Origin of the sequence: Enterobacter cloacae complex sp. IR53030 (genome assembly GCF_049238365.1) — a bacterium.
Taxonomy (GTDB): domain Bacteria; phylum Pseudomonadota; class Gammaproteobacteria; order Enterobacterales; family Enterobacteriaceae; genus Enterobacter; species Enterobacter kobei.
Genome location: NZ_JBMKHA010000021.1, coordinates 15,642 through 39,953 on the forward strand (window position 1 = coordinate 15,642; position 24,312 = coordinate 39,953).

Annotated in this window: 22 protein-coding genes; 10 read left to right on the plus strand and 12 right to left on the minus strand. The window is 55.9% G+C overall.

Features of this window, described 5'->3' with window-relative positions; all coding sequences use genetic code 11:
- Window positions 1-147: 147 nt before the first annotated feature.
- A complete protein-coding gene (typA, locus tag ACOTXR_RS19145; RefSeq protein WP_047624623.1) occupies window positions 148-1,971 on the plus strand; it encodes a ribosome-dependent GTPase TypA in 1,824 nt (607 codons plus the stop codon).
- A gap of 79 nt (window positions 1,972-2,050) precedes the next feature.
- Here typA and ompL read toward each other — a convergent pair whose 3' ends face one another.
- The 7 genes from ompL to yihU form a co-directional block, all read right to left on the minus strand.
- Window positions 2,051-2,737, minus strand: coding sequence for a porin OmpL (gene ompL, locus ACOTXR_RS19150; RefSeq protein WP_014885758.1), 687 nt, complete (start codon window positions 2,735-2,737; stop codon window positions 2,051-2,053).
- A gap of 74 nt (window positions 2,738-2,811) precedes the next feature.
- Window positions 2,812-4,236: an MFS transporter gene (locus ACOTXR_RS19155; protein WP_023331636.1), complete on the minus strand. Its 1,425-nt coding sequence runs from the start codon at window positions 4,234-4,236 to the stop codon at window positions 2,812-2,814.
- Between the two features lie 43 nt (window positions 4,237-4,279).
- Window positions 4,280-5,662, minus strand: coding sequence for an MFS transporter (locus ACOTXR_RS19160; protein ID WP_014885756.1), 1,383 nt, complete (start codon window positions 5,660-5,662; stop codon window positions 4,280-4,282).
- A 45-nt stretch (window positions 5,663-5,707) separates the two neighbouring features.
- A complete protein-coding gene (locus ACOTXR_RS19165) occupies window positions 5,708-7,732 on the minus strand; it encodes an alpha-glucosidase (protein ID WP_058690335.1) in 2,025 nt (674 codons plus the stop codon).
- A 17-nt stretch (window positions 7,733-7,749) separates the two neighbouring features.
- Entirely contained in the window at window positions 7,750-8,991 is a 1,242-nt protein-coding gene (yihS, locus tag ACOTXR_RS19170) for a sulfoquinovose isomerase (protein WP_014885754.1), read from the minus strand.
- Window positions 8,992-9,005: 14 nt separating this feature from the next.
- Window positions 9,006-9,881, minus strand: a complete 876-nt coding sequence (gene yihT, locus ACOTXR_RS19175) for a sulfofructosephosphate aldolase (RefSeq protein ID WP_014885753.1) — start codon at window positions 9,879-9,881, stop codon at window positions 9,006-9,008.
- A gap of 17 nt (window positions 9,882-9,898) precedes the next feature.
- The gene (yihU, locus tag ACOTXR_RS19180) at window positions 9,899-10,789 is read right to left on the minus strand and encodes a sulfolactaldehyde 3-reductase (protein ID WP_058690337.1); all 891 of its coding nucleotides are present in this window, start codon (window positions 10,787-10,789) and stop codon (window positions 9,899-9,901) included.
- A 155-nt stretch (window positions 10,790-10,944) separates the two neighbouring features.
- Here yihU and ACOTXR_RS19185 point away from each other — a divergent pair, with 155 nt between their 5' ends.
- The 6 genes from ACOTXR_RS19185 to fabY all read left to right on the plus strand — a co-directional run bounded on the left by ACOTXR_RS19185 (window position 10,945) and on the right by fabY (window position 15,690).
- Window positions 10,945-11,841, plus strand: a complete 897-nt coding sequence (locus ACOTXR_RS19185; RefSeq protein ID WP_047343715.1) for a sugar kinase — start codon at window positions 10,945-10,947, stop codon at window positions 11,839-11,841.
- Window positions 11,842-11,875: 34 nt separating this feature from the next.
- A complete protein-coding gene (locus tag ACOTXR_RS19190; RefSeq protein ID WP_047343714.1) occupies window positions 11,876-12,676 on the plus strand; it encodes a DeoR/GlpR family DNA-binding transcription regulator in 801 nt (266 codons plus the stop codon).
- A 119-nt stretch (window positions 12,677-12,795) separates the two neighbouring features.
- Complete coding sequence (yihX, locus tag ACOTXR_RS19195) at window positions 12,796-13,395, plus strand: glucose-1-phosphatase (RefSeq protein WP_200923749.1); 600 nt, start codon at window positions 12,796-12,798, stop codon at window positions 13,393-13,395.
- Window positions 13,389-14,270, plus strand: coding sequence for a virulence factor BrkB family protein (locus ACOTXR_RS19200; protein WP_047343713.1), 882 nt, complete (start codon window positions 13,389-13,391; stop codon window positions 14,268-14,270). Before yihX ends, ACOTXR_RS19200 begins: the two co-directional genes overlap by 7 nt.
- Entirely contained in the window at window positions 14,267-14,704 is a 438-nt protein-coding gene (gene dtd, locus ACOTXR_RS19205) for a D-aminoacyl-tRNA deacylase (RefSeq protein WP_014885747.1), read from the plus strand. Before ACOTXR_RS19200 ends, dtd begins: the two co-directional genes overlap by 4 nt.
- Window positions 14,705-14,748: 44 nt before the next feature.
- Window positions 14,749-15,690: a fatty acid biosynthesis protein FabY gene (gene fabY, locus ACOTXR_RS19210; RefSeq protein ID WP_023336483.1), complete on the plus strand. Its 942-nt coding sequence runs from the start codon at window positions 14,749-14,751 to the stop codon at window positions 15,688-15,690.
- Between the two features lie 8 nt (window positions 15,691-15,698).
- Here fabY and ACOTXR_RS19215 read toward each other — a convergent pair whose 3' ends face one another.
- On the minus strand, window positions 15,699-16,619 hold the full coding sequence (locus ACOTXR_RS19215; protein WP_058690339.1) for an alpha/beta hydrolase: 921 nt from the start codon (window positions 16,617-16,619) through the stop codon (window positions 15,699-15,701).
- A gap of 228 nt (window positions 16,620-16,847) precedes the next feature.
- On the opposite strand from ACOTXR_RS19215, the gene ACOTXR_RS19220 reads away from it, so the two are divergent.
- Together ACOTXR_RS19220 and nadS are read left to right on the plus strand one after the other, a co-directional pair.
- On the plus strand, window positions 16,848-17,159 hold the full coding sequence (locus tag ACOTXR_RS19220; protein WP_058690340.1) for a hypothetical protein: 312 nt from the start codon (window positions 16,848-16,850) through the stop codon (window positions 17,157-17,159).
- A complete protein-coding gene (nadS, locus tag ACOTXR_RS19225) occupies window positions 17,160-17,450 on the plus strand; it encodes a NadS family protein (RefSeq protein WP_032635182.1) in 291 nt (96 codons plus the stop codon).
- 41 nt (window positions 17,451-17,491) lie between these two features.
- Here the strand turns inward: nadS and fdhE are convergent, their stop codons facing one another.
- Genes fdhE through fdnG form a run of 4 tightly spaced genes read right to left on the minus strand, consistent with a single transcriptional unit; the run spans window position 17,492 to window position 23,015 of the window.
- A complete protein-coding gene (gene fdhE / locus ACOTXR_RS19230; RefSeq protein WP_014885738.1) occupies window positions 17,492-18,421 on the minus strand; it encodes a formate dehydrogenase accessory protein FdhE in 930 nt (309 codons plus the stop codon).
- Complete coding sequence (gene fdoI / locus ACOTXR_RS19235; RefSeq protein ID WP_008501832.1) at window positions 18,418-19,053, minus strand: formate dehydrogenase cytochrome b556 subunit; 636 nt, start codon at window positions 19,051-19,053, stop codon at window positions 18,418-18,420. Before fdoI ends, fdhE begins: the two co-directional genes overlap by 4 nt.
- On the minus strand, window positions 19,050-19,952 hold the full coding sequence (fdxH, locus tag ACOTXR_RS19240) for a formate dehydrogenase subunit beta (RefSeq protein WP_014833793.1): 903 nt from the start codon (window positions 19,950-19,952) through the stop codon (window positions 19,050-19,052). The genes fdoI and fdxH overlap by 4 nt, the downstream gene beginning before the upstream one ends.
- Window positions 19,953-19,964: 12 nt before the next feature.
- The gene (fdnG, locus tag ACOTXR_RS19245) at window positions 19,965-23,015 is read right to left on the minus strand and encodes a formate dehydrogenase-N subunit alpha (protein ID WP_139153099.1); all 3,051 of its coding nucleotides are present in this window, start codon (window positions 23,013-23,015) and stop codon (window positions 19,965-19,967) included.
- A 371-nt stretch (window positions 23,016-23,386) separates the two neighbouring features.
- Here fdnG and fdhD point away from each other — a divergent pair, with 371 nt between their 5' ends.
- Window positions 23,387-24,223 carry a formate dehydrogenase accessory sulfurtransferase FdhD gene (gene fdhD / locus ACOTXR_RS19250; RefSeq protein WP_014885735.1) on the plus strand — a complete coding sequence of 279 codons (837 nt, stop codon included), beginning with the start codon at window positions 23,387-23,389 and terminating at the stop codon, window positions 24,221-24,223.
- Window positions 24,224-24,312: the final 89 nt, after the last annotated feature.

Sequence of the window (24,312 nt, forward strand, 5' to 3'; positions counted from 1 at the left end):
CGTTAAAGTGCCCTTTTACCGCTCCGTGAAAGCGATCACAAAGCATCTCTGCAATACTTGTTTGCGGGGGATGTTTGTGATCCTGTTTTGTAGTGCGATTAATCCGTGTACAATAACGCGCTATTTCTAAATGCCTGAGGCAAAGTTGTGATCGAAAATTTGCGTAACATCGCCATCATCGCGCACGTAGACCATGGTAAAACTACCCTGGTTGACAAGCTGCTGCAGCAATCCGGTACGTTTGATGCGCGTGCCGAAACCCAAGAACGCGTGATGGACTCCAACGATTTGGAGAAAGAGCGTGGGATTACCATCCTCGCGAAAAACACCGCGATTAAATGGAATGACTACCGTATCAACATCGTTGATACCCCAGGGCACGCCGACTTCGGTGGTGAAGTTGAACGTGTAATGTCCATGGTAGACTCCGTTCTGCTGGTCGTTGACGCAATGGATGGCCCAATGCCACAGACGCGCTTCGTGACCAAAAAAGCTTTTGCCCATGGTCTGAAGCCAATCGTTGTTATCAACAAAGTTGACCGTCCTGGCGCGCGTCCTGACTGGGTTGTTGACCAGGTCTTCGACCTGTTCGTTAACCTCGACGCGACCGACGAGCAGCTGGACTTCCCTATCGTTTACGCGTCTGCGCTGAACGGTATCGCTGGTCTGGACCATGAAGACATGGCTGAAGACATGACCCCGCTGTATCAGGCGATTGTTGACCGTGTTCCTGCGCCAAACGTTGACCTGGACGGCACCCTGCAGATGCAGATCTCCCAGCTCGACTACAACAACTATGTTGGCGTCATCGGCATTGGTCGTATCAAGCGCGGTAAGGTGAAGCCTAACCAGCAGGTCACTATCATTGATAGCGAAGGCAAAACCCGTAACGGTAAAGTCGGTAAAGTCCTGACTCACCTGGGTCTTGAGCGTATCGAGAGCGACATCGCGGAAGCGGGCGACATCATCGCGATCACCGGTCTGGGCGAGCTGAACATCTCCGACACCATCTGCGATCCGCAGAACGTCGAAGCGCTGCCTGCTCTGTCCGTTGATGAACCAACCGTATCCATGTTCTTCAACGTCAACACCTCTCCGTTCTGTGGTAAAGAAGGTAAATTCGTTACCTCTCGTCAGATCCTTGACCGCCTGAACAAAGAGCTGGTGCACAACGTTGCGCTGCGCGTTGAAGAAACTGAAGACGCTGATGCATTCCGCGTTTCTGGTCGTGGTGAGCTGCACCTATCTGTTCTGATTGAAAACATGCGTCGTGAAGGTTTCGAGATGGCGGTTTCCCGTCCGAAAGTTATCTTCCGCGAAATCGACGGCCGTAAACAAGAGCCGTTTGAGAACGTAACGCTGGACGTTGAAGAGCAGCACCAGGGTTCTGTCATGCAGGCACTGGGCGAACGTAAAGGCGACCTGAAAAACATGAATCCAGATGGCAAAGGCCGCGTACGTCTCGACTACGTGATTCCAAGCCGTGGCCTGATCGGCTTCCGTTCTGAGTTCATGACCATGACCTCCGGTACCGGTCTGCTGTACTCCACCTTCAGCCACTACGACGACGTGCGTCCGGGCGAAGTGGGCCAGCGTAACAACGGCGTGCTGATCTCCAACGGTCAGGGTAAAGCGGTTGCGTTCGCGCTGTTCGGTCTGCAGGATCGCGGTAAGCTGTTCCTGGGTCACGGTGCAGAAGTTTACGAAGGCCAGATCATCGGTATTCACAGTCGTTCTAACGACCTGACCGTAAACTGCCTGACCGGTAAGAAACTGACCAACATGCGTGCGTCCGGTACTGACGAAGCAACGGTTCTGGTTCCACCGATCAAGATGACTCTGGAGCAGGCTCTGGAATTCATCGATGATGACGAACTGGTCGAAGTGACTCCACAGTCAATTCGTATCCGTAAACGTCACCTGACTGAGAACGATCGTAAACGTGCAATGCGCGGTGCGAAAGAAGAGTAATACAGTCAATCTGTAGGCCGGGTAAGCGTGCGCGCCTCCCGGCAACTAAAAAGCCGCTGATTTCTCAGCGGCTTTTTTATTAGAACGAGTACCGTAACCCCAGCCGAATCCGGTACTGCTCGCGGTTGTAATCATTCCATCTGTCCAGCCACTGAAGTTCGAGGTACGGCAGCCAGTTTCTGTCGATCTTATAGCTGAATTTATTGGTGATTTCCCAGTGATGGTCTTTGCCATTTTTGCTGTGATAATCATTCACCCGCTGGAAAAAGTGCGGTTCAAACGTGTAGAAAAACGCATCCGTTACTTTGAAATTCCAGTAGTTGGCAAACTCGTGCGTGTCGTTCTTATCCATCTGACCGTTATAGTCCGGCGTATCGTAATTGTTATGGTTATAGCGATAGCGGAAGGTCAGGTTAAACCAGTCGATGAATTTATAGTTGGTGTCCAGATAGACGGCACCACCCGAACCGGCGCTGCTGTCATTAATCAATCCGCCGGGCTGGAAGGTGAGTTTGTCGGTGGGTTTAAAGAGCGGATACCATCCCTCTATTTCGTTATAGCTGTGCTTCAGTTCATCCCATTTCCCCACGTTATAGGCATTAGTGAACATCAGGCCCGCGCCCATATCAAAGTTATATCCCGCACGCAGGATCACCTCGTGCAGTTCAGAGGCCGTATTGTAAGCTTCGCGGGTTTCGACATAGGCCCCGGCAAATACCGGGCAGGACACAGACGACACGATCAGTACAGTGATGATTCTTTTCATAATTTGTCCATGTATCAGGTACAGAAAGGCCTCCCTCCTGATTAACAGGAAGGACATATTGGCCGGATTTATTGTTATAAAGTGACTGCTGACGCTTTATTGTTGGTGGTTATCTCAGGGGTATTCGCTGATTGTTTTTTCCGTTTTCCAATCTCCTCGATAATAAAGGCGAAGCGCGCTTCGTTGAGTTTATAAAACAGCCCCATGGTCACAGCGGCGACGATTGCCAGACCGCATGGCCAGAGGAAAATAAGCTGACGCAATCCCAGCAGCGTGCCCGCGCTTTGAACGGCATGGGGAACGTAGCCAATCTGGGTCAGCATGATGCCGGGCAGGAAGCCGGCGAGGGCGGCGGATATTTTGCGCGAGAAGGTATACCCGGTGTACACCGACCCCTCGGCGCGGATGCCGGTTTTCCATTCGCCATAATCGACGGTATCCGGCACCAGCGCCCAGTTCAGACTGTTCACAAACGCCGTGCCGAAGAAGGCCATACAGGAAAACAGCACGAACAGCAGGGAGCTGGTCCCCCAGAAGAAGTTCAGCACGTCACCCACTGCCCACAGTGCCAGCCCACCCAGATACACCGGCTTCTTGCCAAAGCGCTTCACCGCGCCGGGCACCAGAAACACGCCAATCAGAATGCAGCCCATGCTGAAAAAACCCATCCACGACAGCAGATGAAGATCGTTCAGCACGTACTGGGTGTAATAGACCTGAATCGCCAGCTTGATGTTAAACGCGGCGAGGGTACACAGGTTGGCGATGCACAGCACCAGCAGCGGCGGGTTGCGGAAAATCGCGCAGAACGATTTCAGAATGCCGGGCTTATGGTGGTCGGGCGTGAGCTCCACGTAGCGTTCTTTCACACCGCTGTAGCACCACCACATGCAAAACAGGCCACCCGTCACAAACACCAGCGCGGCCACCAGATAACCGAGTGAGGGCTGGTGGACGAACAGTGCCTGAATGGGCATAAAGCCCACGGTGCAGAGCAACAGCCCCACCGTCGCGCCGCCCTGACGCCAGGCGGCCAGCTGCGCACGCTCGTTCGGGTTTTTGGTTATGGCCGGAACCATCGCGCCGTAGGAGCAATTCATCAGGCTGTAGCACAGGCCAAACAGCATAAAGAGCACCGTGGCGAGCGCCGTTTTCACCGTCAGGCTAAAGTCGTTGGCCATAAACTGCGCCGTCGCGACCAGCGCCACCGGGACGGAGGCGTAGAGAATGAACGGCCGGAATTTTCCCTTCTTACCGATATTCCGCCGGGAGTCCAGCAGCACGCCGGTCAGCATGTCGGTAAACGCGGTGAAGAATTTCGCCACCAGGAAAATAATGCCGCCATAGAACGCGGGCATGCCCAGTTCATCGGTGTAAAACTTCAGCAAATACAGCGTGCCAATACACAGCATCAGGTTCGAGCCAAAATCGCCCATCCCGTAGGCGCACTTCTCACGCAGGCTCAATTTCAGGGTTAACGGATCAGTATTATCTCTCATGGTCGATCCTCAGAGCGCCCCGCAGGGCGCTCTATCACGTCATTTATGCCGTACGCTTGCGCAGTTCGATCTCTTCGACGATGCGCACATACATCTTCTCGTTGAGGTTGTAGAAGCAGCCCATCGCCACGATGGTGATGACCGCCAGCAGGCTTGGATAGATAAATATCAGCTGCCGCAGCCCTTCAACCGTACCGGCGGATTGCACTACGTTGGGCACATAGCCGATCTGCGTGAGCATGATCCCCGGGAAGAAGCCCGCCAGCGCCTGAGATACCTTGCGGAAGAAGGTAAAGCCGGTATAGACCGTTCCCTCGGAGCGCACGCCGGTGCGCCACTCGCCGTACTCCACGGTGTCGGAGACCAGCGCCCAGTTCAGGCTGTTCACAAACGCGGAACCGAAGAACGCGAGGCAGGAGAACGCCACAAAGCTCACCGAGCCGCCGCCGAAGAAGTAGTTGAGCAGATCGCCGGCCACCCAAATCATCAGCCCGCTGATGTAGACCTTTTTCTTACCGAAGCGCCGCACCGCGCCGGGCATCATAAAGACGCCGATAAAAATACAGCCCATGCTGAAGAAGCCCATATACGACAGCAGAATCGGGTCGTTCAGCACGTACTGCGTGTAGTAGACCTGGATGGCGAGCTTGACGTTAAAGGCACCCAGCGTGCACAGGTTTGCAATGCACAGGATAAACAGCGGACGGTTCCCGGCGATGGCGCGAAAAGACTGTAACAGCCCCGGCTTTTGCGCCGGATTGGCAGGCTGCATCTCGACGTAACGCTCGGTCACGCCCTTATAGCACCACCACATAAAGAACAGCCCGAACAGCGAGAAGAGGGTGGCGGCAAAGATATAGCCCAGCTGATCGTTGCCTTCAATCAGGTTCATCACCGGGACAAAGCCCACGGTACAGAGCAGCAGGCCGAGCGTGGCACCGCCCTGACGCCATGCGGCCAGCGAGGCGCGCTCGTCCGGGTTTTTGGTAATGGCGGGCACCATCGCGCCGTAAGAACAGTTCATCATGCTGAAGAACAGGCCGTACAGCATAAACAGCACGGTTGCCATCACCGTTTTACCGGTCACCTCAAACGGCGTGCCCACGAAGTTGGCAATCGCCAGCAGCGTCACCGGGAAGGCGGCGTATAGCACGAACGGGCGGAATTTCCCTTTCGGGCCAATCTTGCGCCGGGAGTCGAGCATGATCCCGGTGCCCATATCGGTGAAGGCGGTAAAGAACTTCGCAATCAGGAAGATGATCCCGCCGTAGGTGCCCGGCAGCCCCAGCACGTCGGTGTAAAACTTCAGCAGATACAGCGTGCCGATATCCAGCAGGATGTTAGAGCCGAGATCGCCCATCCCGTAGGCGAGTTTCTCTTTAAACGGCAGGCGCAGGGTTGCCGGATCAGAAGTATGTTGACTCATTATTGTTCTCCGTCTGCCCGCAGGTTTCCCTGCGGGCGAGCCTTATCAGATATGACGTAAGGTGCTAAACAGATCTGCCCATTCACTGTGCTGGCGATAGAAGACCGGTGGCTTGCCGAGTGGGGCATCAACGGTCACGTCACCGCCCTGGCAGCATTCCCCGGTCCACGCATTCACCCAGTTGTCCTGCGGCAGATAGAGCGTCCAGTCCGTGCGCCCCTCTTCGTGAACGGGCGCCACCAGCAGATCGCGGCCAAACAGATACTGGTATTTCAGCGTGTAGGCGCGTGCGTCGTCCTCGTAGTGCAGGAACAGCGGGCGCATCACCGGCAGGCCGCTTTTCGCGTTCTGCGCGACGGCGGCTTTGATATACGGCTTCAGGGTGGTGAAAACGGTGGTCATGCGCGCGAAGTGCGCGATGGTTTCCGCATCGCCGTCGAACTGCCAGTTATCGCCAGGACGGTTACCTTCGTGGGTGCGCATCATCGGCGTGAAGGCGTTAAAATCGCACCAGCGCAGCAGCAACTCTTTACTGCGCTTCATCTCGAACAGGGTGGTATAGCCGCCGATGTCGCTGTGGTGCAGGCCGTGCCCGGTCATCGCCAGAGACAGCGCCGCAGGCACCACGGACGCCAGACCGTCGTCCAGGCTCCAGTCGACGTTCTGATCTCCCGCCCACATCATCACCGAGTGCTTCTGGCTGCCGGTGTAGCCTGCGCGCATAAAGAACAGGATCTCGCCAAGTTTGCCGGTCTCCTCCAGCGCCTCGTAGTTACATTTGGCCCACAGGGCTGGCCACGCGTTGTGCATGATCTCTGCGCTAACGCCGTTGTGCAGGAACGTGTCAGTCGGAAGATATTCCCCGAAATCGGCCATCCAGCCGCCGCAGCCCAGTTCGATCAGGTTCTTTTTGATGACCTCTTTGTACCAGTCGTAGGCTTCAGGATTGGTCAGGTCGATGACGCCCGCATAGAACTCGCCAAACTCGACGTGGTAGTCCTTGCCGTCGGCATTTTTAGTCAGATAGCCGCGTTTCGCTGCTTCTTCGCAGAGATCTTTATCGCTGGCGACGTACGGGTTGATGTAGGAGAGGAACTGCACGCCTTCCTGTTTCCATTGTGGAATACGCTCGTCAAGCTGTGGGTAAAGCTCGCTGTTCCACTTCCAGTTCCACATCACGCGTTTGCCGAAGGAGGTCATGCGAATGCCGGACCAGTCCTGCGCCCAGATGCCGTTCACCTTCACGCCCCCTTTGCGCATGACGTCGAGCTTCTGCTGACAGACCTCGGTGCCGCCCTGAATACCCAGCGTCACGCCGTCGTAAACCCAGTCCGGCAGTTCAGGCTGACGCCCCAGCAGTCCGGTGAGTTTTTCCAGCAGACCGACGTAGGTTTCCGCACAGTCGAAGCGCAACGTGGCGGTATCTTCCCAGAACGCCAGTTCGTGGAAGTCCGGCGCGCTGAAGTCAAAATTCATGTAGCAGCTGTTGTCCACGTGGCAGTAGTACTTCTGGGTGCTCACGAAGGTAGGCTGTGGGAAGAAGGTCCAGTAGTAATCGCCGCCTGCGTTCTCTTTGCAGTCGGCCTGCCAGGTCACGTAGGTTTGCTTGTTACGGCCCACGCCTTGTTCGCTGGTCCACAGCGGGAACGGCTTGCCGCGCAGATCGAAATAAGAGAACTGCTCGCCGCAGCCGTAAATGTGATCTTCTGGCTGAGCCGCCAGCCGCAGCCAGATGCGGTTATGGCGGGTGGCATTGTTTTTAAGCTTCATCTCCAGGCGGCCTTCGCCATCCACGCCCACCAGCAGCGTCGCGCTGACCGCATCGCCACGGGTAAAGCGGATCGCCCAGCCCGCGCTTTGCTGCGTGACGGTTGCGTCCGTCAGCGCGATCTTTTCGTTCAGTTTGTCCTTGATGCTGAAATTGCCGCGAAACATCTCAATATCGGCGACGCCTGCACCGATCCACAGGCAGGGCGCATCCGCGGTATGGGACAAAATCAGGCGGTTTTCCCAGTGCAGGGTGAAACCCCTTTCGTTATTTTTCAGGTCAATATTGTGTAGGGTACGCATAAAAACTCCGTCTTTTATTATTTGGCCAGGCAGTCCAGCAAACCGGCGGCCGTTGCCGGGGCTAAGCCCGGTGCCAGCGGCAAACGTGGGATCACCAGGCAGTGCAGCAGATGGTAAATATCCTGCTTGCCGTCCCAGACTTTGGTTGTCACTTCGTTATGGGTATCCAGCTCCTGCCACCAGGAACCGTTCTCGTAATCCATCAGGTACTTAATGCAGTAATCCCACCACTTCTGATACCAGGCTTCATACTGTGCTTCGCCGGTTACGGTGTAGAGTGCGTAAGCCGTGCCCATCGCCTCGACGATAGGCCAGCGCACGCGTTCACGGACAATAGGCTTACCATCCCAGCCTACGGAGTAGACGAAACCATCGGCCCCGTCCGGTGCCCAGGCGTCGCGGATGGTGGCATGGAACAGTCCTTTCGCATCTTCCAGCAGCCACTCCGGCGGGGTTTCAAAACGGGCTTCCAGCGCGGCGCGCAGGTGCAACATCAGGCGGCCCCACTCGATCCAGTGGCCCGGGGTGCCGCCGTAGGCGCGGAAACGGTGGGCAGGATTGTCGATGTTGTAATCGCGGATCGGGTTCCAGTCGGTGTCGAAATGCTCATTAACGCGGTACTCACCTTTGCGCGCCACGTCGTGAATAATCACCGAGGCGATGCGCAGGGCGCGGTCGAGCCACTTGCGGTCGTGCGTGACGTCATAGACGATCAGGAACGCTTCAACGGCATGCATGTTGGCGTTGCCGCCGCGATAATCCTCGGTTTTGCTAAAGGCCTCGTCCCAGGATTCGAGGCACATTTGTTCTTCCTCGCTCCAGAAATAGCGCTCGATCACCTCAATCGCATCGTCCAGCAGTTTGCGCGCCTGCGGATGGCCGGTGGTCACGGCGCTCGCCGCGCCCAGCAGCACGAAGAAATGCTGATAGCCCTGCTTGGAGGCGTCGATCACGCCTTCATCGTTCACACAGGCGTACCAGCCGCCGTGCTGTTTGTCGCGCAGCGGGCCGTTGAGGGCATTAATGCCGTGCTCAACCAGGGCATACGCCCCGGGACGGCCCATATTGGCGGCCACCGCATACACGTGCAGCATGCGGGCGGTGATCCACAGATGCGTGCCCATATCGCTTCGCACCTGGCCGTTATTGCCCAGCCAGCCAAAGCCGGTCGGCACGGCGGCGTTTTTACCGAAATCGAAAATACGGTCGGTCTCTTGTTCGAGCCAGCGGTTATGGCTCAGGGTGTTAAACCATTTCATGTTCGGGTCCTTTCTTAGCGGCGAGCCATCATTTCGTCGACGATCTCACCCAAACGCTGCAGTTTTGGCACAGAGACATCGCGCAGCATCATTTCAGTATCCGGCAGCCCCACCACGGAGGACCACACGGCGCGACCGGCTAAAAAGCCTGAAGCCCCCGCCTGCATGGCAACCTGCACCGCGCGCGGGAAGAGCTTGTCATCCACGCCGGAAGAGAGGATCACCCACGGCATATTGATTTCCGCGTTCAGCTTTTGCGAGGCGGCCAGCAGTTCCTGCTGCGTACCTTTACCGAACAGCGGCATCTCCACTTTGTAGAGGTCGGCACCGCTATCGCCCAGCTCTCTGGCGGCGTCGATAATCGCCTGCTCGCGGTTGAACGCGGCACCGCGACGCGGCGGACGCACCACCGGTTCGATAATGCTAAGCAGTCCGTTGCTATGGCACAGCGTATTGAACGCCTTCACCATCTCCAGACGTTGCTGCGGATCTTCATCGCTGCGCCACAGCACCAGCAGCTTCAGCGCCTTGCCGCCATCGCGTTTTACTGCCTGCGCGTCGATGTTTTTGTCGATCACCACGCTATCGACCGGAATACCGTTGCCCGGTATAAACTCGTCGGCGGCCACAATCATCGCGCAGCTTTTGGCGACGGCCTGCTGCTCGACGATCTGGCGATAGCAGAACTGCTGGTCAACCAGAATAGCGGAGGCATACGGCGACAGGATTTTGGCCGCGTTAACCTTAAAATCCGTGAGGTGCTGGTCGGTTACCGGCACCGGCGCGCCTGCCGCAGCAAACATCAGGCGCATCGCTTCTCGCTGGTCCACGGCCAGCATGGCAAAACCGCCGGAAGGTCGGGTGATATCTTTCAGGGTGTACATCGTCATTCCTCAGTCCTTTCGTATCAGTGTGATTTTTTCAGCCCGGCAGATGCGCGAACCTGTTCAAGAATGGCCGTCCAGTCTTCGCGCCCGCGCCCGGCGGCGCGAGCCTGGTTGTAAACTTCACGGGAAGCCGCGCCGAGCGGCATGGGAACGTGGAGCTGGTTGGCCACGTCCAGGGCGATCCCCAGATCTTTATGCGCAAGGTCGATCATGAAGGCGGGTGAAAGATCCCCTTTCAGCACCTTGTTCGGCCATGAGGTCGTGAAGTGGCCTTTGCCTGCCGGCGTGCCGCTCATGACCTTGAGCGCCACGTCGAAGGAGAGGCCGAGCGCTTCGCACAGTACGGCCGCCTCTGCTGAAAGCGCGTTCAGGGCGATGCTCATGTAATTATTGATAAGCTTCACGCGGATACCCATGCCCGGCCCGCCAGCGTTGATCAGCTCATTGCCCATCGCCATTAATACCGGCGTGGCGCGCTCAACCTGCTGCGCCGTGCCGCCTGCCAGCAGAAGTAACGTACCGGCGATGGCATGGTCAGACGTTCGTCCGACGGGGACGTCCATCAGGCTGAAGCCGTGCTCCGCCATGTCACGGATCAGCGCGTCAGTTTGCAGTGGATGAATGGTGGACATATCGATCACCAGCGCGTCGCGGGATAACCCTTCGCAAACGCCGTGCTCACCGAACAGTACGCTGCGCACCAGGTCGCCGTTGGGCAGCATGGTAATGACGAATTCGGCATCCGCAGCGGCCTGCGCTGGCGTCGCCACTGCCTGTGCGCCGCTCTCCACCAGCGTCTGAACGGCCTGCGGGTTCACATCAAAGACCTGAAGCCGGTGACCTTGTTTCAGCAGATTCTTCGCCATTGGCGCGCCCATCTGCCCTAAACCGATAAATGCGATTGCTGACATGCCTTTCTCCTGTCACATCGTGTCAATTTTTGCGCGTTTGTGTTGTCTGTTTTTGATCGTATTTGTAATTTATAGTCAAAAAATTGACAGGGGTCACTTTTTAAACATTTGATGAAATTAAAATGGCAGCATCAGAAATCGCACAAGGAATCACCATGACTCGCATCGTTTGTGTCGGCATTACCGTGCTGGATCGCATCTGGTATCTCGATGATTTACCAAGGGAAGGTGGGAAATATGTCGCAAAAGATTATACGGAAGTGGGCGGTGGCCCGGCGGCAACTGCGGCGGTGGCGGCAGCGAAACTGGGGGCTGAGGTGGACTTTATTGGCCGCGTGGGTGACGACGAGACCGGAAGACGCCTGCTCGCGGAGCTGGAATCCCTGGGGGTGAATACCCGCTACACGCGCGTGTTTAAAGGGGCCCGATCGTCACAATCCGCAGTGCTGGTGGACGCCAGCGGGGAGCGCGTGATTGCGAACTACCCCAGCCCCGATCTTCCCGCTGAGGCTGACTGGCTGCAAGACGTCGACTTCTCACAATGGGATATCGTATTAGCAGACGTGCGCTGGCATGACGGGGCAAAACAGGCGTTTATCCGTGCACGCCAGCAGGGCGTACCCACCTTACTTGATGCGGATGTCACTCCGCAGGACATCGCGGAACTGATCGCCCTAAGCGATCATGCCGCCTTCTCCGCGCCGGGACTGCGGCGTTTAACGCAGCTGGATGAAGCTGAAGACGCGCTGAAAAAAGCACAAATGCTCACAAATGGACATGTGTACGTTACGCAGGGGCGAGACGGTTGCTTCTGGCTGGAAAGCGGCAGGTTATGTCATCAGCCTGGCTTTGAGGTCGAGGTGGTTGATACCACGGGGGCGGGCGACGTTTTCCACGGTGCGCTGGCGGTCAGTCTGGCGCAGCAAGCGTCCGCCGCTGACGCCGTGCGTTTTGCCAGCGCCGTCGCCGCCCTGAAATGCACCAGGCCCGGCGGGCGTGCGGGTATACCCGACTGTGATCAAACCCGCTCTTTTTTGTCACTTTTTGTATAAAATGCGGGGCGTGATGGTTTTCAGAGGACAGCCCATGAGTCTTACCGAACTGACCGGCAACCCGCGTCACGATCAGCTGCTGACGCTGATTGCCGATCGCGGCTATATGAATATTGATGAACTGGCGCAGCTGCTGGATGTGTCCACACAAACGGTACGACGGGATATCCGTAAGCTCAGCGAGCAGGGACTCATAACGCGTCATCATGGCGGTGCGGGCAGGGCGTCCAGCGTGGTGAACACGGCGTTCGAGCAGCGTGAAGTTTCGCTCACCGAAGAGAAGCGGGCGATTGCCGAAGCGATTGCGGACTACATTCCCGATGGATCGACCATCTTTATCACCATCGGGACGACGGTGGAGCATGTTGCCCGGGCGCTGCTCAATCACAACCATTTGCGCATTATCACCAACAGCCTGCGGGTGGCGCACATTCTCTATAAAAACCCGCGCTTTGAAGTGATGGTCCCTGGCGGCACGCTGCGCCCGCATAACGGCGGCATTATCGGCCCGGCGGCGACGGCGTTTGTATCCGGCTTCCGGGCGGACTATCTCGTGACCAGCGTAGGGGCGATTGAGCACGACGGTGCGATGATGGAGTTTGACGTCAATGAAGCCAGCGTGGTGAAAACCATGATGGCTCACTCGCGCCATATTTTACTGGCAGCCGATCATACGAAATACATCGCTTCCGCCGCCGTAGAAATTGGCAACGTGGCGCAGGCCACGGCGCTATTCACGGATGAGCTTCCCGGCTCGGCGCTGCAAAATCTCCTCAAATCCAGCAAAGTGGAAGTAGTTGAAGTCAGTTCTGGAGAAGAACAGCAGGCTGGCTGACCTTTTTATGGCCCGATATCTCTCTTCGGGCCATTCCTTTCTTTAAGCTGAATCTCGCACATAGCCAAACCTTCTCTTTCCCGCTACAGTTATTTTTCCACGGCGAGCAGGAGATAAACATGCTTTATATCTTTGATTTAGGAAATGTAATCGTCGATATCGATTTTAATCGTGTGCTGGGCGCATGGAGCGACTTTAGCCGTGTTCCGCTGGCGACGTTAAAGCAGAATTTCGCGATGGGCGAAACCTTTCATCAGCATGAGCGCGGTGAAATGAGTGACGAAGAATTCGCAGAGCGTTTCTGCCAGGATATGGGGCTGTCGTTAAGCTATGAGCAGTTTTCGCACGGCTGGCAGGCGGTATTTGTCGCGATCCGTCCGGAAGTGATCGACATCATGCACAAACTGCGCGAGCAGGGGCACCGTGTGGTTGTCCTGTCGAATACTAACCGCCTGCACACCACGTTCTGGCCTGAAGAATACCCTGAAGTTAAGGCAGCGGCAGATAAAATCTTTCTCTCGCAGGAGATGGGTATGCGCAAGCCCGAAGCGCGGATATATCAGGCCGTTTTGCAGGCAGAAGGTTTCACTGCCGCCGATGCCGTCTTTTTCGACGACAATGCCGATAATATAGAGGGAGCTAACCAGTTAGGTATCACGTCAATTCTGGTGACCGGAAAAGAGACGATACCCAACTACTTTGCGAAGCAGTTATGTTAAAAACCGTTCATCAAAAAGCCACGCATCATACGCGCCCGCTGAGAGCCTGGCTAAAACTGCTCTGGCACCGCATTGATGAGGACAACATGACCACGCTGGCGGGAAACCTCGCGTACGTGTCGTTGCTCTCATTAGTGCCGCTGGTGGCGGTGATCTTTGCGCTATTTTCCGCCTTTCCGATGTTTGCGGACGTCAGCCTGCAGCTTCGCCATTTCGTGTTTGCGAATTTCATTCCTGCCACCGGGGATGTTATCCAGAACTACATCGAGCAGTTCGTTGCCAACTCCAACAAGATGACGGCGGTGGGGGCGTGCGGGCTGATTGTCACTGCGCTGCTGCTGATGTATGCCATTGATAGCGCACTGAACACCATCTGGCGGAGTAAAAAAGCGCGGCCAAAAGTCTACTCTTTTGCCGTGTACTGGATGATCCTCACGCTCGGCCCGCTGCTGGCCGGGGCGAGCCTTGCCATCAGCTCTTACCTTCTGTCATTGCGCTGGGCGAGTGATTTAAACGGCGTTATTGATAATGTGCTTCGCATCTTTCCGCTGATCCTGTCATGGCTCTCGTTCTGGCTGCTCTATAGCGTCGTACCGACCACGCGCGTACCAAACCGCGATGCGGTAGTGGGGGCGCTGGTGGCGGCCGTGCTTTTTGAGCTGGGTAAAAAAGGGTTCGCTCTCTACATCACCATGTTTCCGTCCTATCAGCTGATTTACGGCGTGCTGGCGGTGATCCCCATTTTGTTTGTCTGGGTCTACTGGACCTGGTGTATCGTCTTGCTTGGTGCCGAAATAACTGTCACTCTCGGCGTATACCGCGAACTTAAAAAAGTAGCAGCAGCTGAAAAACAACAAGAAGCAGACCAACCATGATTGCATTGATACAGCGCGTAACCCGTGCCAGCGTCACCGTGGAGGGAGAGGTGACGGGTGAAATTGGCCCAGGACTTTTGGTGTTGTTAGGTGTCGAAAAGGATGATGACGAACAAAAAGCTAACCGCTTATGCGAGCGGGTGCTGGGTTACCGCATTTTCAGCGATGCGGAAGGCAAGATGAACCTGAACGTCCAGCAGGCGGGCGGCAGCGTCCTGGTGGTGTCTCAGTTTACGCTGGCAGCGGATACCGAGCGCGGCATGCGCCCGAGTTTCTCGAAAGGCGCCGCGCCCGATCGTGCAGAAGCACTTTACGAATACTTTGTTGAGCGTTGTCGCCAGCAGGAAATGCATACGCAAACCGGACGATTCGCTGCAGATATGCAGGTTTCGCTGGTGAACGATGGCCCCGTCACATTCTGGCTCCAGGTATGAGCCAACTGGCGGCGTGGCCGCGGGTAACAAGAGAGAGTACAGCTATGTATCACCTTCGAGTACCGCAAACGGAAGAAGAGTTAGAAGCCTATTACCAGTTCCGCTGGGAAATGCTGCGCAAGCCATTACATCAACCGAAAGGCTCTGAGCGCGACGCCTGGGACGCAATGGCCCATCACCAGATGGTGATGGACGAGGAGGGCAATCTCGTCGCCGTCGGGCGTCTGTATATCAATGCCGATAACGAAGCATCTATTCGCTTTATGGCGGTTCACCCTTCCGTACAGGACAAAGGGCTGGGGACGCTGATGGCAATGACCCTGGAGTCCGTCGCCCGGCAGGAAGGCGTTAAGCGCGTCACCTGTAGCGCCCGCGAAGATGCCGTGGAGTTTTTTGCCAAACTCGGTTTTGTGAATCAGGGGGAAATCACCGCCCCGCAAACCACGCCGATTCGTCATTTTTTGATGATCAAACCCATTGCCACTCTGGACGACATTCTGCATCGCGCAGACTGGTGCGGTCAGTTACAGCAAGCCTGGTATGAACATATCCCTCTGAGTGAAAAGATGGGGGTGCGCATTCAGCAGTACACCGGGCAAAAATTCATTACCACCATGCCGGAAATCGGCAACCAGAACCCTCACCACACCCTGTTTGCTGGCAGCCTGTTTTCTCTGGCAACGCTCACCGGCTGGGGGCTGATCTGGCTGATGCTGCGCGAGCGCCATCTTGGCGGCACCATCATTCTGGCCGATGCCCATATCCGTTACAGCGCGCCGATCAGCGGTAAACCGAGCGCGGTGGCTGATCTTGGCGCACTGGGCGGCGACCTTGATCGTCTGGCGCGTGGCCGCAAAGCGCGCGTGCAGATGCAGGTTGAGCTGTTTGGCGATGACACCCCGGGCGCGGTGTTTGAAGGAACTTACATCGTTCTCCCTGCGAAGCCGTATGGCGCGTATGAAGAGGGGGGAAATGAAGAGGAGTGATCGCCTGTTTACTCTTCCCGGACGTGCCTAATCCGCCCGGCGATATCCCGCATTACGTCTCGCGCTGACTGGCTAATACCACCAAGCTGGAAGAAGCCATGGATGACACCCAGCCAGCGTTGAGCGGTACACTCCACTCCTTGCTCTGTAAGGTGCTGATACAACATTTCTCCTTCATCACACAGCGGATCGTGCTCTGCGGTAATGATGTGCACAGGGGGAAGACCGTGAAAATCATCCCGCCACAATGGGCTGGCTTCGGGATGCTGACGGTCAGTGTCTGCGAGATACATCTCATACCCGCTAAGCAAGGTATCTCGGGTGATGACATAATCTGCACCATTGAGAATATAACTTTCAAAACTGGCCGTAGCGTCGAGCATAGGGTAGATAAGAATCAGCTGTGCAGCTTGCCAGACACCTTTCGTTTTGAGTCTTAGCGACGTCACCAGCGCCAGATGTGCGCCTGCACTGTCTCCGCAAAGGGTGACCCGGTTTTTATCTACGCCTAATTTTTCGGCATTGTGCCAGATAAGATCAGCCGCCCTTTCTGCATCGTCGTGTGCGGCGGGGAAGAGATGCTCGGGTGCGAGTCTGTACTGAACCGCAATGACCCGACAGTTACCGTAAAACGCCAGTTGGCGAAGCTGATTATCATGGGTTTCAAACCCACCGCTGACAAAACACCCACCATGATAGTAGAGGGCACAAGGTAACGTTTCAGGGGCATTGACAGGCGAAAATACCCGAAAGGTCAAATCCTCAAGAACAAGCGTTTCAACCTGGACACGAGTTTCTTTTTCCCCGGCCAGCGCTGTGCTGGCGACATATCCGCTTCTCCGGTCATCAATACTCTGCTTTCGCGAGGAAGGTCGTCCTGCGGCAATAAACTCCTGTACCAGCTTATCAATACCCTTCTCCAGAGCCATGGTTACGTCCTTTTACTGTGTGTTTATACAGTTTATAGCCTGGTTTACAGCAGATGAAAACAAAGAAATTGGGTTAAACCAGAGATTTGGAAAAAGGCTCGCAAAATCCTTATACACTCAATGAAATAAATGGATTAGTTGCTCGAATATCAAGAACGTAGCTCATATGGGAGTACGTCATTGACGTACATAGGAGATGTGTTACTCTAAGCCAATGGCGTATAATTTATGCTATTCATTGAAACGGATATTTTCACAGAAGACGTCAAAACGTTACTGGATGACGACGAATACCATAAGCTTCAGGTTTTCCTGGTAACGCAACCTAATTATGGCGATCTGATTCAGAATACGGGGGGCCTGCGAAAGATTCGCTGGTTTTCTGGAAGCAAGGGAAAGCGTGGTGGAGTAAGGGTTATTTATTTTCATCGTACGCGTGAGTTTGAAATTAGGTTGCTGCTCATTTATCGCAAAGGGATCAAAGATGACCTGTCCGCGAAGGAGAAAGCCATTCTGAAAAAGATGATAGAGAGGTGGTAAATGGATAAGGCGCTGTTTGAGCGATTAACCCAAAGCATTGCGCAAATGAACGAAATTGCCGAGGGCCAACGCGAGCCGTCGCGTACGTTTCAAATCGATGCGATGAAAATAAAAGAAATTCGGCAGGCGTCCGGGTTGTCGCAGAGTAAATTCGCGAACTTAATCTCAGTCAGTGTTGATACGTTGCGTAACTGGGAACAAGGCAGACGCTCACCCACAGGCCCGGCCAAAGCGCTCTTGCGCGCCATTGCTAACGACCCTCAACATGTCATCCCTGCGCTATCGCAGTAAATAGCCCGGTTGCACAGAGGTTCACCGGGCTTTGGTGGAGATTACTCCCCTTCACCCGGGAACAGGAACGGGTTGATTGAGCTGCGGGCGAAGCCCTCCTGCTCCATTTTGGCGTCCAGAATCAGCGAGGCGAGATCGTCGGCTACCGCTTCGACTTTCGGGTCTTTTTCCTGATACAGAATCTTCAGGTAGGTCCCACAGTCGCCGCAGCTTTCAGCTTTCACTGCCGCTTCTTCATTTTCCAGCGACCAGTAGTTGAGATCGCGGGTCTGCTCGCAGTTGCTGCACTTCACGCGCACGACGTGCCATTCGGTTTCGCACAGGTTGCAGTGCAGGTAGCGCAGCCCCTGGGTGGTGCCAATCTGTACCATGCTGGAGACCGGCATGGAACCGCACACCGGGCAGAACTGGCGCGCTTCGCCGTACTCGGCGCGGGCTTTGCCGGGGATCAGGCTTGCCATCTGCGCCCAGTAGAGCGACAGTGCCGCCCAGATAAACGGCGCTTTATCACTGCTGACCAGCGAGAAGTCGGAAGCAAACAGCGCACTCGCCATCTCTTCCAACTCCTGTTCGGACGCTTTTTCCAGGTTCTCAATGACCGCCAGCGCAGTACCGCTCATTTCGGGCTTCAGCTCGGCAATCAGCGAATGCAGCAGTTTGTGCCAGTGCTTGTCGCGCGGCAGGACGTGAATATCCAGCGGCGGCTTGCCCTGCTCATTGGCTTCTTTGATGCGCGCAGTCAGGTCCATTTGCAGTGGGTGGTCGTACAGCACCACTTCCTGCGCGTGGGCGACAAGCGCAGCAAAACGCAGAAAATCGCCCAGCGGGTTGTTCTCTGCCAGCTCGCGCAGACGCTCTGCGCGGCGGTTGTAGAGGTTCTTGAGTCTGGGGAATAACAACGGCGGAATATACTCCGCCGTACGTTTCTCGCTCGACCCCAGCTCATCTTGTGGGATTATGCGAATACTCATTCAGATGACTTTTCCTGTTTCTGGCGGACTTCACGGTACCAGCGCGGGTGATGTTTCTTCGCCCACGTACTGGTTACCCAGCCTTCCACCATCGCGGTAATGGTGCCTTTCACCCAGAGGGCGGCGTAAATATGCACCATGATAACCACAATTAGCGCCACTGCGGCAAATGAATGCAGCATCAGCGCGAATCGGATCACCGGGATTGAGAAAGCAGGCGCAAAATACGGACGCCAGATGATCACGCCGCTGACCAGCAACAGGACCAGAAAGATAATCGCCGCCCAGAATACGCATTTCTGACCGAAGTTATAACGCCCGGTATCACCTACTTCCTCGTTGACGACGATCTTACGAATATTCTTCGCCCAAAAGATATCATCCCGATTGATTAGGTTATGGTGCCAGTAGCGGAAAAACATGATGATGAACGACGCGAACATGATGACGCCAACAAACGGGTGCAGTATACGCGCCAGTTGTGGTGTCCCCATGATCTGCATCAGCCAGTTGAAGGAGGGGAAGAAGAACCCCAGCCCGCTTATCGCCGCCAGCATGAAGCAGAAGGCGGTGACCCAGTGGTTGATGCGTTCCGGCGCGGTGTAGCGCACGATGGTGTCACGTTTTCTCATTTGCGCACCTCGTCTTTCTCTTCATGCAGGTTGTCGTCTTCCTCTTCCGCACGGTTCGGACCGACGCCGACGTAGTGGAAGATGCTCGCTGCGAAGGTGGCAGCAAAACCTACCGCGGCCAGCGGTTTCCAGATGCCTTTCCAGAACTTCACGGTGGCGCTGATTTCCGGGTTCTCCGGCAGGCCGTGATACAGATTCGGCTTGTCGGCATGGTGCAGCACATACATCACATGCGTACCACCAACACCGGCCGGATCGTACAGGCCCGCATTGTCGTAACCACGGGTTTTCAGCTCGCCCACGCGCTCTGCCGCCAGCGTTTTCATATCCTCTTTAGAGCCAAAGTGGATAGCGCCGGTTGGGCAGGTCTTCACGCACGCGGGCTCCTGGCCGACATTGACGCGGTCAACGCACAGCGTGCATTTGTAGACGCGGTTGTCTTCCGGGTTCAGGCGCGGTACGTCGAACGGACAGCCCGCAATGCAGTAGCCGCAGCCGATGCACTGCTCGGACTGGAAGTCGACGATGCCGTTGGCATACTGAATGATAGCCCCTTCTGACGGACATGCCTTCAGGCAGCCCGGATCCGCGCAGTGCATACAGCCATCTTTGCGGATAAGCCATTCCAGTTTGTCGTTCTGCTCCACTTCCGAGAAACGCATCACCGTCCAGGACTTGGCGGTCAGGTCCGCAGGGTTGTCGTACACCCCAACGTTGTGACCCACTTCGTCACGCAGATCGTTCCACTCAGAGCAGGCCACCTGACAGGCTTTACAGCCGATACAGGTGGTCACGTCGATAAGTTTCGCCACTTCCTGCTGGTGGTCCCGCGCCTGAGGCGCGGGCGTGAAACCGTTAGTCGCGGAACGACGGATAATGTCTTGAGATTGATAAGCCATAAGTCGTCTCCGTTACACCTTTTCCACGTTCACGAGGAAGGCCTTAAACTCCGGCGTCTGCGTGTTCGCATCACCGACGAACGGCGTCAGGGTATTCGCAATGAACCCTTTCTTCGCCACGCCCTCATAACCCCAGTGAATTGGGATACCGATGGTATCCACCTGCTGACCATGAACGTTCAGCGTGCGAATACGCTTGGTCACCACCGCCTTGGCTTTAATGTAGCCGCGGTTAGAGGAGACCTTCACGGTATCGCCATGGGCGATGCCGAGCTTGTTCGCCAGCTTCTCGCCGATCTCCACAAACTGCTCCGGCTGCGCGATGGCGTTAAGCAGCGCGTGCTTGGTCCAGTAGTGGAAGTGCTCGGTCAGACGATAGGTGGTGCCCACGTACGGGAACTTGTCTTTTTTACCCAGCGCTTCAAAGTCGCCCTTGAAGATACGCGCTGCCGGGTTAGAGACCACGTTCGGGTGCAGCGGGTTAGTGCCCAGCGGCGTCTCAAACGGCTCGTAGTGTTCCGGGAACGGCCCTTCTGCCATCTTATCAATGGCAAACAGACGTCCCATCCCTTCAGGCTGCATGATAAACGGTCCGACATCGCTGCCTGGTGCGGCAGTGCTGTAGTCCGGAATATCCACGCCGCCCCATTTCGCGCCGTCCCACTTCAGAAGCTGACGCTTCGGATCCCACGGGTTGCCCTGCGGGTCTGCGGAGGCACGGTTATAGAGGATGCGACGGTTAAGCGGCCACGCCCACGCCCAGCCCAGCGTATTGCCAAGGCCCGACGGGTCGGCGTTGTCGCGGTTGGCCATCTGGTTGCCTTTCGGCGTCCAGCTACCAGCGAAGATCCAACAACCGCTTGACGTTGTACCGTCATCGCGCAGATGGGCGAAGGTACTGAGCTGATCGCCTTTCTTCGCCAGCACGGTGCCGGTGGTCGGGTCGATAACATCCGCCAGCGCCTTACCGTTGCTCTCCATCGCCACTTCTTCCGGCGCAGGATTTTCAGGCGTCGAGTAGTTCCAGGTCATGTTCAACACCGGTTCCGGGTTCGCGCCACCTTCAGCCGCGTACATCTTACGCAGGCGTAAGAAAATACCGGCCAGGATCTCGCCGTCGTTCATGGCGATGCCCGGGGCGTCCGCACCTTTCCAGTGCCACTGCAGCCAGCGGCCGGAGTTGACAATAGACCCGTTCTCTTCCGCGAAGCAGGTGGATGGCAGACGGAACACTTCGGTCTGAATCTTCGACGGATCGACGTCGTTCGATTCGCCGTGGTTCTGCCAGAAGGTCGAGGTTTCAGTATTGAGCGGGTCAATCGTCACCAGGAACTTCAGTTTCGACAGGGACTCAACAACCTTGTTCTTGTTCGGGAACGAGGCCACCGGGTTAAAGCCCTGGCAGATATAGCCGTTGACCTGGCCCTGATGCATCATCTCGAAGTACTGAAGCACGTCGTAGCCTTTGTCCCACTTCGGCAGCCAGTCAAAGCCCCAGCTGTTTTCCGCCGTCGCCTTGTCGCCGTAGAAGGCTTTCATCAGCGAGACGAAGAACTTCGGATAGTTGCCCCAGTAGTTCACCTGGCCTTCGAGCAGCGGTTTTGGCGTGCTGGCCGTCAGGTAGGTTTGCAGGTCGGTTTGTTTCTCGCTTGGCAGGTTCATATAACCTGTCAGGCTTTGAGACAGCAGGCCGAGGTCGGTCAGACCCTGAATGTTGGAGTGACCGCGCAGGGCGTTCACGCCGCCGCCTGCCATGCCCATGTTGCCGAGCAGGAGCTGAACCATCGCCATGGTACGGATGTTCTGCGCACCGATGGAGTGTTGCGTCCAGCCGAGGGCGTAGAGGAACGACGCGGTTTTATCTTTCGCGCTGGTTTCGGCAATCAGCTCGCAGACCTTCAGGAAGTCCACCTTCGGCGTACCACAGATGTTTTCGACCACCTCCGGCGTGTAGCGGGAGACGTGCTCTTTCAGCAGGTTCCACACGCAGCGCGGGTGTTGCAGGGTGGTATCGCGTTTCGCAAAGCCTTTCTCATCCAGCTCGTAGTTCCAGCTGGTTTTGTCGTACTTGCGTTTTTCGGCGTCGTAACCGCTGAACAGGCCATCTTCGAAGTGGTAATCCTCACGCACGATCAGGCTGGCGTTGGTATAGGCTTCGGTGTATTCGCGGTTGTATTTTTCGTTGGTCATCAGGTACAGCAATACGCCTGACAGGAAAGTGATGTCAGTACCTGAACGAATAGGGGTGTAGAAATCCGCCACTGACGCTGTACGCGTGAAGCGGGGATCGATCACAATCAGTTTCGCACCGTTGTGGATTTTGGCTTCCATCGCCCAGCGGAACCCGACAGGGTGCGCTTCAGCGGCGTTACCGCCCATCACCACAATAAGGTTGGCGTTCTTGATGTCGACCCAGTGGTTGGTCATCGCACCGCGACCAAATGTTGGAGCAAGACTTGCTACCGTTGGTCCGTGTCAGACACGCGCCTGGTTGTCGACCGCGAGCATACCGAGTGCGCGCGTAAATTTCTGGGTTAAATAGCCGGTTTCATTACTGGACGCTGAAGCACACAGCATCCCGGTGGAGAGCCAGCGGTTGACCGTCACGCCGTCGGCGTTCTTCTCAATGAAGTTCGCATCACGGTCTTCTTTAATATGTTTAGCGATGCGGTCAAACGCCTCTTCCCAGCTGATTTGCTGCCATTTGTCGGAGCCAGGCGCACGATATTCAGGGAACTTCAGGCGGCTTTCAGAGTGGATAAAGTCCACCAGACCGGCCCCTTTCGGACACAGCGCGCCGCGGTTGACCGGGTGATCCGGGTCACCTTCGATATGGAAAATAGACGCTTTGGCGTTTTTAGCACCGTCGCCGAGGCTATACATTAACAGCCCGCAACCGACAGAGCAGTACGTACAGGTATTACGGGTTTCACGGGTGCGCAGCAGTTTATACTGCCGCGTTTCCGCCAGCGCGACGCCGGGCGCGAAGCCCAGTGCTGCTGCCGTTGTGCCTGCCATACCGCCAGCGCAGATCTTAAAGAACTGCCTTCTGCTGACCTGCATGGGTCACTCCTTGTTTCGACATTGCTTACATATGTAGTTTTGACTTCGCGGTTGAAGAATGACCGCAAAGGAAAAAATTTGCGTTAATCCCTCATTTCTCCGAGGGATATCATCAGAATACCACAATGTCGGTACACCTGTTCTAATGGCGTTAATACAAAGTGAACGTATTATCACCATGTTGATTATAAAGTGTGATACAGATCACGCTATTGCTTCTGCATGTTAAAGTGGTGTAGCGCTGGCCGGGTTGCACCCCTTCTAAATGAGTAGGAGAATGATTGTCGAAAAGTTGATCCATACTATGCGTAAGGCCTGTTGTTTATGCTGCAATAGCAGGCTCACCTCCGTGGTTGTTCAGGAATACCGCTGTGTCTAAACAAAACCGTGCTACCCACTCGTCGCCACTGCCTGCAGGCATTGTGGAACTGTCGGTACGCAGACCGCCCCACATTACCCACGCCACGCCCGATTTGCTGGCGGAAGAAGTGCCTGTTGCGCTTGTTTACAACGGTATTTCGCATGTGGTGATGATGGCTTCGCCGAAAGATCTCGACCTGTTCGCCATTGGCTTTTCTCTCTCGGAAGGCATTATTGCGCATCCGCAGGAGATCTACGGGATGGACGTGGTGAAGGCGTGTAACGGTCTTGAAGTGCAAATCGAACTCTCCAGCCGTCGCTTTATGGGGTTGAAAGAGCGCCGCCGCGCGCTGGCCGGACGCACCGGCTGCGGCGTGTGTGGCGTTGAGCAGCTCAATGATATCGGCAAGCCCGTTGCGCCGCTGCCGTTTACCCAGACCTTCAATCTGGCACACCTTGATCATGCGCTTGAACATCTCAACGACGTACAGCCCATCGGCCAGTTGAGCGGTTGTACGCATGCGGCGGCGTGGGTGTTGCCGTCGGGCGATATTGCCGGAGGGCATGAAGACGTGGGCCGCCATGTCGCGCTGGATAAGCTGCTGGGACGCCGGGCGCGAGAAAGCGAGGTCTGGCAACAGGGCGCGGCGCTTGTTTCCAGCCGTGCAAGTTATGAGATGGTGCAAAAGTCCGCAATGTGCGGTGTGGAAATCCTGTTTGCGGTATCGGCGGCCACAACGCTGGCGGTGGAAGTGGCGGAGCGCTGCAACCTGACGCTGGTCGGGTTCTGCAAGCCGGGAAGGGCAACAATCTATACCCATCCGCAGCGATTAATAGTTGATCAATAATTTTGAATGTTTCAGGCAAAACCTTCCGCTTTTAGTTGTTCGGGATGAGGTCTAGTATTTATCTCATCAAGGCACGGTGCCTTACTAAA

Bases quoted from the DNA above. Each gene is read 5' to 3' on its own strand.
- ompL (WP_014885758.1), bottom strand. From the start codon at position 2,737: ATGAAAAGAATCATCACTGTACTGATCGTGTCGTCTGTGTCCTGCCCG.
- ACOTXR_RS19155 (WP_023331636.1), bottom strand. From the start codon at position 4,236: ATGAGAGATAATACTGATCCGTTAACCCTGAAATTGAGCCTGCGTGAG.
- ACOTXR_RS19160 (WP_014885756.1), bottom strand. From the start codon at position 5,662: ATGAGTCAACATACTTCTGATCCGGCAACCCTGCGCCTGCCGTTTAAA.
- ACOTXR_RS19165 (WP_058690335.1), bottom strand. From the start codon at position 7,732: ATGCGTACCCTACACAATATTGACCTGAAAAATAACGAAAGGGGTTTC.
- yihS (WP_014885754.1), bottom strand. From the start codon at position 8,991: ATGAAATGGTTTAACACCCTGAGCCATAACCGCTGGCTCGAACAAGAG.
- yihT (WP_014885753.1), bottom strand. From the start codon at position 9,881: ATGACGATGTACACCCTGAAAGATATCACCCGACCTTCCGGCGGTTTT.
- yihU (WP_058690337.1), bottom strand. From the start codon at position 10,789: ATGTCAGCAATCGCATTTATCGGTTTAGGGCAGATGGGCGCGCCAATG.
- ACOTXR_RS19185 (WP_047343715.1), top strand. From the start codon at position 10,945: ATGACTCGCATCGTTTGTGTCGGCATTACCGTGCTGGATCGCATCTGG.
- ACOTXR_RS19190 (WP_047343714.1), top strand. From the start codon at position 11,876: ATGAGTCTTACCGAACTGACCGGCAACCCGCGTCACGATCAGCTGCTG.
- yihX (WP_200923749.1), top strand. From the start codon at position 12,796: ATGCTTTATATCTTTGATTTAGGAAATGTAATCGTCGATATCGATTTT.
- ACOTXR_RS19200 (WP_047343713.1), top strand. From the start codon at position 13,389: ATGTTAAAAACCGTTCATCAAAAAGCCACGCATCATACGCGCCCGCTG.
- dtd (WP_014885747.1), top strand. From the start codon at position 14,267: ATGATTGCATTGATACAGCGCGTAACCCGTGCCAGCGTCACCGTGGAG.
- fabY (WP_023336483.1), top strand. From the start codon at position 14,749: ATGTATCACCTTCGAGTACCGCAAACGGAAGAAGAGTTAGAAGCCTAT.
- ACOTXR_RS19215 (WP_058690339.1), bottom strand. From the start codon at position 16,619: ATGGCTCTGGAGAAGGGTATTGATAAGCTGGTACAGGAGTTTATTGCC.
- ACOTXR_RS19220 (WP_058690340.1), top strand. From the start codon at position 16,848: ATGCTATTCATTGAAACGGATATTTTCACAGAAGACGTCAAAACGTTA.
- nadS (WP_032635182.1), top strand. From the start codon at position 17,160: ATGGATAAGGCGCTGTTTGAGCGATTAACCCAAAGCATTGCGCAAATG.
- fdhE (WP_014885738.1), bottom strand. From the start codon at position 18,421: ATGAGTATTCGCATAATCCCACAAGATGAGCTGGGGTCGAGCGAGAAA.
- fdoI (WP_008501832.1), bottom strand. From the start codon at position 19,053: ATGAGAAAACGTGACACCATCGTGCGCTACACCGCGCCGGAACGCATC.
- fdxH (WP_014833793.1), bottom strand. From the start codon at position 19,952: ATGGCTTATCAATCTCAAGACATTATCCGTCGTTCCGCGACTAACGGT.